This is a genomic window from Lactobacillus sp. M0403, assembly GCF_016101265.1.
Classification (GTDB): domain Bacteria; phylum Bacillota; class Bacilli; order Lactobacillales; family Lactobacillaceae; genus Lactobacillus; species Lactobacillus apis.
The window spans coordinates 26,043-37,544 of the sequence record NZ_JACFQV010000004.1; the positions used below are offsets into that span (position 1 = coordinate 26,043).

At 37.6% G+C, this 11,502-nt stretch carries 11 protein-coding genes; 1 reads left to right on the plus strand and 10 read right to left on the minus strand.

The genetic code is table 11. From position 1 onward, the window contains the following. Positions 1-50 precede the first annotated feature (50 nt). The 9 genes from H3T48_RS05790 to H3T48_RS05830 form a co-directional block, all read right to left on the minus strand. Positions 51-1,070: an NAD(P)H-dependent glycerol-3-phosphate dehydrogenase gene (locus H3T48_RS05790; RefSeq protein ID WP_198188856.1), complete on the minus strand. Its 1,020-nt coding sequence runs from the start codon at positions 1,068-1,070 to the stop codon at positions 51-53. Positions 1,071-1,101: 31 nt separating this feature from the next. Further along, positions 1,102-1,938, minus strand: a complete 837-nt coding sequence (gene lgt, locus H3T48_RS05795; protein ID WP_198188857.1) for a prolipoprotein diacylglyceryl transferase — start codon at positions 1,936-1,938, stop codon at positions 1,102-1,104. Further along, positions 1,935-2,897, minus strand: coding sequence for an HPr(Ser) kinase/phosphatase (gene hprK, locus H3T48_RS05800; protein WP_198188858.1), 963 nt, complete (start codon positions 2,895-2,897; stop codon positions 1,935-1,937). The genes lgt and hprK overlap by 4 nt, the downstream gene beginning before the upstream one ends. 17 nt (positions 2,898-2,914) lie before the next feature. Then, positions 2,915-3,199 carry a hypothetical protein gene (locus H3T48_RS05805; protein ID WP_046306483.1) on the minus strand — a complete coding sequence of 95 codons (285 nt, stop codon included), beginning with the start codon at positions 3,197-3,199 and terminating at the stop codon, positions 2,915-2,917. A gap of 8 nt (positions 3,200-3,207) precedes the next feature. Beyond that, positions 3,208-4,324, minus strand: a protein-coding gene (prfB, locus tag H3T48_RS05810; protein ID WP_198188859.1) for a peptide chain release factor 2 whose coding sequence is annotated in 2 segments (ribosomal slippage) — positions 3,208-4,251 and positions 4,253-4,324 — 1,116 coding nt in all. Because the reading frame shifts where the segments join, the coding sequence is not laid out codon by codon here. Positions 4,325-4,395: 71 nt separating this feature from the next. Continuing rightward, positions 4,396-6,795: a preprotein translocase subunit SecA gene (gene secA / locus H3T48_RS05815; RefSeq protein WP_187157753.1), complete on the minus strand. Its 2,400-nt coding sequence runs from the start codon at positions 6,793-6,795 to the stop codon at positions 4,396-4,398. A gap of 130 nt (positions 6,796-6,925) precedes the next feature. Then, positions 6,926-7,474: a ribosome hibernation-promoting factor, HPF/YfiA family gene (hpf, locus tag H3T48_RS05820; protein ID WP_046306478.1), complete on the minus strand. Its 549-nt coding sequence runs from the start codon at positions 7,472-7,474 to the stop codon at positions 6,926-6,928. An 81-nt stretch (positions 7,475-7,555) separates the two neighbouring features. Continuing rightward, positions 7,556-8,245 (minus strand): ComF family protein, encoded by a 690-nt coding sequence (locus H3T48_RS05825; RefSeq protein ID WP_198188860.1) that lies wholly within the window; start codon positions 8,243-8,245, stop codon positions 7,556-7,558. Further along, positions 8,242-9,525, minus strand: coding sequence for a helicase-related protein (locus tag H3T48_RS05830; protein ID WP_198188861.1), 1,284 nt, complete (start codon positions 9,523-9,525; stop codon positions 8,242-8,244). The genes H3T48_RS05825 and H3T48_RS05830 overlap by 4 nt, the downstream gene beginning before the upstream one ends. Positions 9,526-9,572: 47 nt before the next feature. Between H3T48_RS05830 and H3T48_RS05835 the strand changes: the two genes are divergently transcribed. After that, positions 9,573-10,235 carry a YigZ family protein gene (locus H3T48_RS05835; protein ID WP_198188862.1) on the plus strand — a complete coding sequence of 221 codons (663 nt, stop codon included), beginning with the start codon at positions 9,573-9,575 and terminating at the stop codon, positions 10,233-10,235. Positions 10,236-10,248: 13 nt separating this feature from the next. On the opposite strand, the gene H3T48_RS05840 is transcribed toward H3T48_RS05835, so the two are convergent. After that, on the minus strand, positions 10,249-11,406 hold the full coding sequence (locus H3T48_RS05840) for a glycosyltransferase family 4 protein (RefSeq protein ID WP_046306471.1): 1,158 nt from the start codon (positions 11,404-11,406) through the stop codon (positions 10,249-10,251). Positions 11,407-11,502 lie beyond the last annotated feature (96 nt).

Genomic DNA, 11,502 nt, shown 5'->3' on the forward strand with positions numbered 1-11,502 from the left:
CCTTCACTATACTCTTATTTTTCGTAAGTAAATCTTACATCTAAAGCCGATTAAAGTCTAATTTCTTGCTTTGGACTTCTTCCCATCATTTTGGTAATTTCAGCGTCAACATTAGAGTTTTCATATAGTACACGATAAATTGCTTCACTAATTGGCATATCAATTTGTTTTTCTTGGCATAATTCATGAACTGCCTTCACGGTTGTGGCACCTTCAACAACTTGTCCCATATTTTGTAAAACATAATCAAGACTCTTGCCTTCACCAAGTTGTTTACCACAACGCCAATTACGTGAATTAACTGAAGTACAAGTAACGATTAAATCACCGATACCAGATAAGCCACTAAATGTCATTGGATCAGCACCAAAGTAGTTAACGCCAAGTCTTGTGATTTCAGCAAGACCTCTGGTCATTAAAGCTGCTTTAGCATCATCACCATAATGCTTACCAACCAAAATTCCTGCAGCGATTGCAATTACGTTTTTAACTGCACCTGCAACTTCAACACCAACTAAGTCGCTATTAGTGTATAAGCGGAAATAGTCATTTGAAAACATTTCCTGTACTTTTTCGGCGTATTCTTTACTTGTTGATGCACAAGAAATAGCAGTGAGATCTTTTTGAGCAACACTTTCTGCATGGCTTGGCCCAGAAATTGCCACAATTTTATCCGTGTCGTTAGGATAGATTTCTTCGGTTAGAATTTCTGAGATTAATTTCTTAGTCCCTGGCTCAATTCCCTTAGTTGCAGTTACAATTAAAGGTTTGCGACCAGTTTCAGTCAAAATTTGACCAACTTGCTTGGCAACTATTCTAATTGCTTGCGTTGGCAACACAAAAAGAATGACTTCAGCCCTATCAAGCGCCTTGTTTAAGTCACCTGTGGCCGTAGCTGTTTCATTAACACTCCAATCCTTCATGTAGTGCTCATTGGTATGATGCTCGTTAATTTCTTGGTTAACTTGTTCATTATTACCGTAAAGTACGATTTCATTACCTTTATCAGCAAGCATCGAGCCTAAAACTGTTCCCCATGAGCCTGCTCCTAAAACTGCAATTTTTGTCATTGTTTTTCCAATCTTTCTATTTATATTTTTACTAATCTCTTGAATACGGGAATTTGAGCCCACTACCGTCAAGATACCATTTAGGTTTGACGACTTTTCTTCGATAAATGAATAAAGCAATTACAGCAATAAACAAAATCAAACTTAATAATTGTGAAACCCTTATTCCACTTGTTAAATATAAACTATCTGTACGCAATCCTTCGACAAAAAAGCGCACGACAGAATACCAGCCTAGGTACAGCATAAAGACCTCACCTTGTTTAAACAAGTGCTTTCTGTGTCTTAATACCAGAATCAGAATTAACCCGATGAGGTTAAAAAATGATTCATATAAAAATGTCGGCTGATAATAAGTTCCGCCAATCTTCATTTGATTAATGATAAAATCTGGCAAATGTAGGCTCTGTAAAAAATGCAAAGTTGTTGGCCCACCGTGAGCTTCTTGATTAAAAAAGTTACCCCAGCGTCCAAGAATTTGTGCTGCCATGACTCCTGGTGTAATTACATCTAACATTAAAAATGGTGGTAACATTCTTCGATAAGAAAATATTAGTAAAACAATCAAGCCAGCAATTAAACCGCCATAGATTGCAATACCACCATTCCAAATTGCAATAATTTGATCAGGATGCTTTGAATAATAACTCCATTCAAAAATTACATAATAGATTCGAGCCCCAATATAGCCAAGTGGAACTACCCATAGCAATAGGTCAAGAAAGTCTTCACTTTCGATTTGACGCTTTCTACCTTCAACAATTGCCATTGAAACCGCCAAAATGATTGCGACAGCCATGATAATGCCGTACCACTTTACACTAAAGTTACCAATTACAAAGGCGTCAGGACTAATCACTAACTTCATTTACTTTCACCCTTTGTTGAGTCATCTTTAGAATTTTCAGCAATCAAACTAGTCAAATTATTGTCAAAGGTAGTCGTGGCATTATAGCCCATTCTTTTTGCCCTAAAGTTCATTGCAGCAATTTCAATGATATCTTCCATATTGCGACCAACTTTGACTGGAATAGTAATCTGTGGAATTTCAACATTGCAAATTTCACGTTTACTTTCTTCGAAGCCTAACCGATCATAATTGGCCTTTTCATTCCAATTAACCAGTTTAATTACAAGCTGAATTACCTCGCGATTTTTCACTGCACCAACACCAAATAAATCCATCACATCAATAATGCCGATACCACGGATTTCCATCAGATGCTTTAAAATTTGTGGTGCCTCACCCATTACTGTTTCAACATCACGTTGGTAAACATCAACACGATCATCAGCAATTAGCCTGTGGCCCCGATGAATCAAGCCAAGAGCAGTTTCTGACTTTCCGACCCCAGAATCTCCTGTTAGTAAAATGCCCATTCCTTTTACTTCAACTAAAACACCATGAACGGTATCTCTAACGGCCAAGCGTTCACGCAAATATTCCGTTAGTCGACTTGAAACATAGGTTGTTGACTCAGTTGAAGACAAAATTGGAATCTTAGCGTCCTCTGCTGCTTCCTTAAGTTCTTTTGGCACAGGCAAAGAACGTGAAACAAAGAAACATGGCGTTTGCGGCGTACATAGTCGCTTAAAGACATTGACTAAACTCTCGTGGTCTAGCCTAGCCGCATAAGATATCTCAGTTCTACCTAAAAGCTGAATTCGCTCTTTGGGATAAAAATCGAAATAACCAGTTAATTCAAGTCCTGGACGGTAAATATCAGAGACCATTATTTCCTTATCATCAATGTATTGCTGTCCTTGGACAACATATGCAATTTTGTTATCTCGAACTAAATTTTTTAATTTAACAGCGTTTACCATTTAAAATTGCCTTTCAGTTATTTGTCAACATCCTTAGTGTGAACATTACGCACTTTTTTCCGTTTGGGCCGCTCATTCGAATTAGAATACCAATTGTTTTTCTCAGAAAAATCTGGTCGTTCACCAAAACTACTTGGTCGCTGATCATCGTCTTTCTTGGTGAAGTGGTTAATCAGCCAGAGAATAGCTGCAATTACCAAAACAGCTGGTAACAGCATAAATAAAATGTGAAAGAAAGCAAATATCGCACTTAGAATGATAACTGCTAATAAAACAATTCCAATAATTCCCCAAAAACTCATTTTTCCACCTACTCTGGATTATCTTGACTAAGTAACCATTGCAAATATGCATAGACAAATGGCTGTAACTTTCCATCCATTACACCACTTGTATCAGAAGTTTCATAGCCTGTACGCAAATCTTTAACTAAATTATAAGGATGAAAAACATAAGATCTGATTTGTGAACCCCAGCCGTTTTCCATTTGTTCACCCTTGAGTTCTTGTTTATGCTGGCGCTTCTTTTCCTCTTCTAAATGGAAAAGCTTGGCTCGTAATTCGTTCATTGCCGTTTCACGGTTCTGGAGCTGCGAACGCTGTGCCTGTGATGTAGTTACAAATCCAGTTGGTAAGTGGGTAATTCGCACCGCACTAGAAGTTTTGTTAATGTGTTGTCCACCCGCACCACTAGAACGATAAACATCAATTCTCAAGTCTTTAGGGTTAATATCAATTTTGATACTATCATCAATTTCTGGAATGACTTCAACCGAAGCAAACGAAGTGTGGCGTCTTTTGGCTGAATCAAACGGTGAAATTCTTACTAAACGATGAACCCCATTTTCTGATTTCAACAAGCCGTAAGCATTTTTTCCACTTATTCGAACGCTAACACTTTTCAGTCCTGCTTCTTCACCTGGCTCATAGTTGTTAATTTCAAACTTAAAGTTTCTGCTATCTGCATATCGTTGGTACATTCTCAGCAGCATTTGTCCCCAATCCATTGCCTCTGTACCACCAGCGCCTGGGTGAATTTCTAGCAAAGCATTGTGATTATCATATTTGCCAGACAGTAACAGATCCATTTCATAGTTATGAAATTCTTCTTGTAACTTGGCTAAATCTGCTTCAACCTCTTTTTGAAGTTCTTGATCCGGCTCCTCACGTAAAAGTTCTAAAGCTGTCATTGCATTTTGATAGTTTTCCTGCAGACTTAAAAAAGAGTCACGCTTTTCCTTTAATAGATTATTTTCACTAATTAAATTTTGTGCTTTTTCTTGATCATCCCAAAACGAGGGTTCCTGCATCTTACTTTCATTAACAATGATGCTTTCGTCAATTGACTCTAAGTCAAAGAGACCCCCTAAAGTGGTCTAACCGCTTTTTTAACTCGTCTAACTGATTTTGGATGTCACTAATTTCCATTAATTTTTCTCCTAAATTAGGTTTAATACAAAAAAGAGAAAGCATAGCCGCTTTCTCTTTAATCTTAATTTTTAACGACTAAGATTTTGTCTGATTTCAGCCTTCATGAATAAACGAGTTACATCAAATTCAATATTTGAAACCATTTCTTCAAACATGTTGTAACCGGAATCCTGGTATTCAACTAGCGGATTAAGTTGTCCATAGCCACGAAGACTAATTGATTGGCGTAATTGATCCATTGCGTCAATATGATCTGTCCAACGATCATCTACCACACGTAGAATAACTACTTTTTCAAATTCCAACATTTGTGAAGGATCAGCCAAAACATCAGCTTTTTCGTTATAGTTCTTTTCAACTTCATCATACAATTTCTCTTTTAATTCAGGAACTGTGATTGTCTTAAAGTCGATTGCATCTGTTTCATCTTCAGATAGAAGACTAGAACTAATGAAGTCACGAAGAGAATCTATCCGCCATTTGCTTCGATCACCTTGTGTGAACATGTCAACTTGACTGTTAATAGTGCGACGAATCATTGGAATTAAAACATCCTTAAGTGAATCTTCTTCACCGATGACTTGCATCCGTTCACCATAAATAATTTCACGCTGAATACGCATCACGTCGTCATATTGCAAGGTCTGCTTACGCGTATCATAGTTATTACCCTCTACTCGTTTTTGAGCAGATTCAATTTGACGAGTGATAAATCTATTTTCGATGACTTTATCATCATCATTATCTGACAAACGATCCAAAAAGTCCTTAACTCGTTCTCCACCGAAACGCTTCATCAAATCGTCTTCAAGTGATAGGTAAAAACGAGTTTCACCAGGATCCCCCTGACGACCTGAACGCCCACGAAGCTGGTTATCAATTCTACGTGATTCATGACGCTCTGTACCAATAACTGCCAAACCGCCAATTTCTTTAACGCCAGGCCCTAATTTAATGTCAGTACCACGACCAGCCATGTTAGTGGCAATCGTTACAGCACCACGTTGACCTGCATTCATGATAATTTGTGCTTCTTTAGCGTGGTTTTTAGCGTTCAAAACTGCGTGCGGAATATTTTCTCTATCAAGCAAGTTACTCAATCTTTCAGAACTTTCAACCGCAACCGTACCAACTAAAACTGGTTGTCCATTTGCGTGACGCTCTTTAATCTCGTCTACTACTGCAGCATATTTCGAATCCAAGTTAGGATACAAAACATCTGGACGGTCTTTTCTAATTACCGGACGGTTAGTTGGAATTGCAATAACTTGCATATTGTAAATTTCACGGAACTCTTCTTCTTCAGTTTTGGCAGTACCAGTCATTCCGGCAAGCTTTTTGTACATTCTGAAGAAGTTTTGGTAAGTAATCGTTGCTTGTGTCTTAGATTCTTCTTGAATCTTAACATTTTCCTTGGCTTCAATTGCTTGGTGCAAACCATCTGAATAGCGACGTCCCTTCATTACACGACCAGTGAATGAGTCAACAATCAGAACTTCACCCTCTTGAACAACGTAATCGATGTCCTTAAGCATGATGTAATTTGCACGTAGAGCTTGATCAATGTGGTGAACAAGCTTTTGATTTTCAACATCGTATAAGTTTCTCAAGCCAAAGTGGTCACAAGCCTTTTGAATACCAGTTCTAGTTAAAGAAATGGTCTTAGTTGGCCAGTCAATCTTGTAATCGCCATGATCCTCTTCATCATCAACGTCATCATCGCTCTTATCTTCTTTAAGAGTTTTGACAAAACGATCTGCACGAATATAGTCGCCATTAGCTTGCTCTGCTTCACCAGAGATAATCAAAGGAGTTCTTGCTTCATCGATTAAGATTGAGTCAACCTCATCAAGAATGGCATAGTTAAGTTCACGCTGAACCATTTGTTCTTTATAAACAACCATGTTGTCACGCAAATAATCAAAACCTAATTCTGAGTTAGTTGAATAAGTAATATCGCACTCATATGCTTCCCGTTTTTCATCAGGAGACATTGCGTTAAGGTTCAAACCAACAGTTAGGCCTAGCCATCTATATAATTGGCCCATTTCTTCTTCGTCACGACTCGACAAATATTCGTTAACCGTGACAACGTGAACACCTTTACCTGTCAGTGCATTCAAATAAACTGGCATTGTAGCAGTTAAAGTCTTACCTTCACCCGTCATCATCTCAGAGATGTTACCGTAGTGTAGTGAAATACCACCCAAAATTTGAACGTGGAATGGGTATAATCCCAGAACACGCTTAGCACCTTCACGAGAAACTGCGAAAGCTTCAGGCAATAGTGAATCCAATGTCTCACCATTTTTCAAGCGTTCACGAAATTCTGGTGTCTTAGCCTGTAGTTGCTCATCAGAAAGTTTACTATATTCATCAGCATAACTTTCTACACGCTTAGCTAATTTCTCGAATTTCTTTAGTTCTCTTTTATCACCATTGTATATTTTCTTTAAAATATTAGCCATTTAATCGATCCTTATATGTACTTAAGTATAAAAACACATCATAATTTTACCATGATTAGCCCTAAATGAAAAATAAACAAAACAAAGACCTCACACTAAATGTGAGGTCCAGTCTCAAAACAGCACTTATTTATTTAGTTTCAATTAAGCCGTAACGACCATCATTCCTACGGTAAACAACACTAGTACCATTTGTTTCAGCATCTTGGAAAACGAAGAAATCGTGTTCCAACATGTTCATTTGCAAAATTGCTTCTTCTGGACTCATTGGCTTTAAACCAATTTGCTTGTTTCGAACAATAGTAAATTCTTTTGTTTCTTTTTCTTGTGCCTCTTCTTCAGCACCCTCAACAAAGAAATCACCAATTCCCTTTTCACGGGTCTTACGATTTACGCGTGTCTTATATTTTCTAATTTGTCTTTCAAGTTTTTCAGAAACAAAGTCGATGCTACGATACATATCATCAGTTGTTTCTTCTGCTCTCAATACTAAGTATGGAAGTGGAATAGTAACCTCAACTTTGGCATTACGATCACGATACACCTTTAGGTTGACGTGCGCAATAATATCTTGGTTCAAGTCAAAATATTTTTCTAATTTCTTTAAACGTTTTTCAACGTAGCTTCTTAGAGCATCGGTTACTTCGATATTTTCACCACGAACATTATACTTTAACATATGAGATTCTCCTTTCAACTGCATTCGCAGTCTTATCTTATCTATATTATAACAAAACTTGAAAGCGCTGAACAACATATCTCATCGACAAATTGTAAAGCTAGAAATCTTTGCTTGCGGAAAGGCTGTTTGAAGCGCATCACGGGCATAATATAACGTTCTTCCGGTCGTGTAAATATCATCCAAAAGCAGGACCGAGTGGTTACTCACATCAACCTTAATTCCCTCTTTAACAAGAAAACTTTGCTTGCTTTTCAGCCGCTCACTTCGCGTACGCTCACCCTGGGCACCTTGACCTTCTTTTTTGGCAAGAAAAAACGAAAGTGGCACTAGTTGACTATAAATCGCAGCAACTGTATCAAACTGCCTTTTTGCGATGTGTTCAAGGGATGTGGGAATAGGAACATAAAAATCGGCTTTAATTTTCTTTAGCTGCTCAAAACACAGTTCCTGCAATACTTCACGTAAAACATAGTCACCATATCGTTTATAATTTACCATTATCTCGTGAAAAGCATTATTGTAACGATAGATTGCATGGTTATGAAGCAGATTTTGCCCATATACTTTTTTCCATTCTAAGCAATCCAGACAGAATTCATTTGCGGCGGCTTTGCCATAGCAAATTTTGCAGTGCTGATTACTTATTGATGCAAATTTAGCCAAACAATGCTGACACAAACATTGTTCATGAAACTTTTTAAAGGAAAAAATCCGCAAAAATGAGGTGGCGGGAATGAAATCTTGCCCACATAACAAGCATTTTTTCATTTATTCATCTCCCTAATTTGCTTAAGTGCATTACGAATATTTTTCGTGTATTTGTGATAACAAAATAAAACAAGTCCATCTGCATCATCTTTTGCCCGGCCGACACGCCCTGCAATTTGAACAAGGCTAGCTGATGTATAAATCTCGTCATCAGCTTGCACAACAATTACCCATACGTGCTTAAATGTTACTCCTCGTTCCAAAATTGTCGTCGTCACAAGAAGTTGCGACTTCCCCTGCCTAAAGTTTTCCACTTTTGCCAACCTATTTTTATCCATGGCATGAACGCCTTCAACTATCACACTACTAAACTGAGCATTATTTTTTAATGCACTCACATAGATGGGGATCTGTTCAACTCTTGGCACAAAAAGCAATAATTGATGACCACTCTTAATAACTGCGTTAATTTCTTTTAACAATCTAGGATTAATTTTTTGTTTTAGTAAAAATGGACTGTTAAAAAATAATTCTCGCGGCACTGGTAATAGTCCACCATGAAACCGCCGGTTAAGACGTAAGATCTTCAACTGCTTTTTCTTAACCTTTTCAAGTAGATCATTTGTTGGAGTTGCCGTTAAGTAGGTTCTTACACCATCCTCTTTCACAGCATTCTTTGCGGCAAAATGTAGTTGTGTATTTTCGACATACGGGAAAGAGTCCACTTCATCGATTACCAGTAAATCAAAAGCATGATAAAACTTCATGAGCTGATGTGTGGTACAAATCGTTAGTTGATCCAGTCTGGGTTCGTGATGCTCTTTGCCATGATATTTACCAATTTTTATTGTGTTAAACGCTGCCTTAAATCTTGGGTACAGCTCATTAACAACATCTATTCTTGGCGTTGCAATGCAACTTCTTTTTCCCTGCGCAATGCACTCCGCAATTGCCGCAAAGAGCATTTCTGTTTTTCCAGCACCAGTAACTGCATGAACTAGCGTATCTGCTCTTTGGTTGAAATTTTTAACAAGTTCGCACGAAACAGCTGACTGACGTTTTGTCAGACTGCCATGCCAGGTTAGACCGCCATTCTTCATTCTTGAAAATTCAGCTAACTCTAAGTTACGAACAAGTAAATCACCTTCTACTATGCGTCCTAATTCAATACAGTCGCGGCAATAAAATTTGCCATTTGGTAGCTTCGCATAAACTCTTGTACCGCAACGCATGCAATGGCTTTGCTGAATTGCGCTAATTTTAGTTAAAGCTTCATTTGTGCTAAAATCCTCTTGACTGCTAATCCACTGGCGGCCAGCGAGGCAAGATGAATTTTCCATTTCTCTGCCCTCCTAATAATAAATACGTCAAAAGGAGGCAAACTTTTTTGGTCAAAGAAGAAAATTATTTAACAATTAAAGAAAATGGTTCAAACGAAATAGTCATTAAAAAGAGTCGCTTTATTGCAAGTCTTTTTCGCACCGAATCAGTAGCTGAAGCTGAAGCAGTAATCGCTGCAACCACAAAAAAATACCGTGATGCAACTCATAACACTTATGCTTATACGATAGGATTAAACGATGAGCAAGTAAAAGCCAGCGATAATGGTGAACCTTCTGGAACCGCTGGTGTTCCTGAGCTAAAAGCCCTACAACTGATGAATTTAAAAAATGTTACTGCTGTAGTTACGCGCTACTTTGGTGGGACTAAACTTGGTGCTGGTGGATTAATTCGGGCATATTCTAATAGCGTTACCGAAGGAGCTGAAGCAATCGGCGTTGTTAAGCGTGTCTTGCAACAAGAGCTTTCTTTTCACGTTGCATATAATCGGTTTGATGAAGTAAACCATTTTCTAAAAGAAGAAAACATTTGGATTGAAAAAGTTACCTATGGGGTCGATGTTGTCATTAGCATTTTTATCGATGAAGATGAGCAGCAAGAGCTTGAAAAAAAGCTCACCAACCTTATGAGCGGTCAAATCGAGTTTACGCCAGGTGAGAAACGCTATAATGAAATTCCAATTACCGATCATAATTATCATGACAAATAAAAAGGACTAGTACCTAGTCCTTTTTATGTTTGCTTTTTAATTGCTCTGGTTTTTCTTGACCTAAATGCCAAACTTCAACCGTTGGATCTTTCTTACTACGTGAATTGATTATTTTTTGTATCAAACTTAAAAGGGGTTTGTATTTTTCACCCAATAAGCCAATTGATTCAACAAATAACTCTAGTGCTACTGCTAACCCTGCAATTAGTAGCCATAGGCCCCACACCGGTGAAAGTAAGAAAAGCAATGAAATAAATGAAAAAATCAGTGAAATTCCATATATTGCTAAAACTGCTTGCCGGTGAGTTAGCCCCATTTTCATTAACTGGTGATGCAAATGGTGCTTATCTGCCTGTGAAACAGGCTGATTATTAAGCTTACGCCTAATCATCGCATAAATTGTATCAGTGATTGGCACACCCAAAATTGTGACTGGTACTAGCATTGAAATAAAAGTTACATTTTTCAAGCCTTTAAGCGAAAATACCGCAATCATGAACCCAATATAGAGTGCCCCTGTGTCACCTAAAAACATTTTTGCAGGATGAAAATTGTACGGTAAAAATCCCAAAAGACATGCAGCTAACATAAAACAACTAATTGGAATGTAAAGCTGACCTGTATGTAAGAAGAAATAGCCAACTATTCCCATTGTTGTCAATGATATCATTGATACACCATCGGCTAAGCCATCAAGGCCGTCAATCAAGTCGACAGCATTAGTCAACGCTAAAATCCAAAAAATTGTTATTGGTAAGCTCCACCAGCCTAGATTTATTTGCTTATTTAAAAATGGTAGGTTTAGTACACTCATTTTTATTCCAGCCAAAAAGTAAATTACCAATGAACCAATGAAAATACCAAACATTTTTTGCCTTGGCTTAAGTTCCATAATATCATCAATAATTCCAGTTAGAACAATTACACTTGACCCAAGAAGGACACTAAAAGCTTCATGAGTAGGAAATTGCTCACGCAGGAGAATAAAAACTCCAATATTAAAAGTAACAAAAATACCCAAGCCACCTAGAGTCGGCATTGGTTTCTTGTTTACTCGTCTTTTGTTGGGGATGTCTACTGCCCCTAAAACAAAGGCTAACCTTCTAATAAAAGGTGTGATTGCAGCTTGAATAATCACTAAGAAAAACAGTTCAACGATAATTTTAAACATAATCGGCTACTTTCATAAATTAATTCTCTTAATTATACCGACTTGGCGAAAAATGTACAAATTAGGCTTTTCCTAGCAAAAAAAATGGATTCACTT

What these genes read in the sequence shown, in the direction of transcription:
- H3T48_RS05790 (WP_198188856.1), bottom strand. Translation starts at nt 1,070, where the DNA reads ATGACAAAAATTGCAGTTTTAGGAGCAGGCTCATGGGGAACAGTTTTA.
- lgt (WP_198188857.1), bottom strand. Translation starts at nt 1,938, where the DNA reads ATGAAGTTAGTGATTAGTCCTGACGCCTTTGTAATTGGTAACTTTAGT.
- secA (WP_187157753.1), bottom strand. Translation starts at nt 6,795, where the DNA reads ATGGCTAATATTTTAAAGAAAATATACAATGGTGATAAAAGAGAACTA.
- H3T48_RS05840 (WP_046306471.1), bottom strand. Translation starts at nt 11,406, where the DNA reads ATGTTTAAAATTATCGTTGAACTGTTTTTCTTAGTGATTATTCAAGCT.
- H3T48_RS05825 (WP_198188860.1), bottom strand. Translation starts at nt 8,245, where the DNA reads ATGAAAAAATGCTTGTTATGTGGGCAAGATTTCATTCCCGCCACCTCA.
- H3T48_RS05830 (WP_198188861.1), bottom strand. Translation starts at nt 9,525, where the DNA reads ATGGAAAATTCATCTTGCCTCGCTGGCCGCCAGTGGATTAGCAGTCAA.
- hprK (WP_198188858.1), bottom strand. Translation starts at nt 2,897, where the DNA reads ATGGTAAACGCTGTTAAATTAAAAAATTTAGTTCGAGATAACAAAATT.
- hpf (WP_046306478.1), bottom strand. Translation starts at nt 7,474, where the DNA reads ATGTTAAAGTATAATGTTCGTGGTGAAAATATCGAAGTAACCGATGCT.
- H3T48_RS05805 (WP_046306483.1), bottom strand. Translation starts at nt 3,199, where the DNA reads ATGAGTTTTTGGGGAATTATTGGAATTGTTTTATTAGCAGTTATCATT.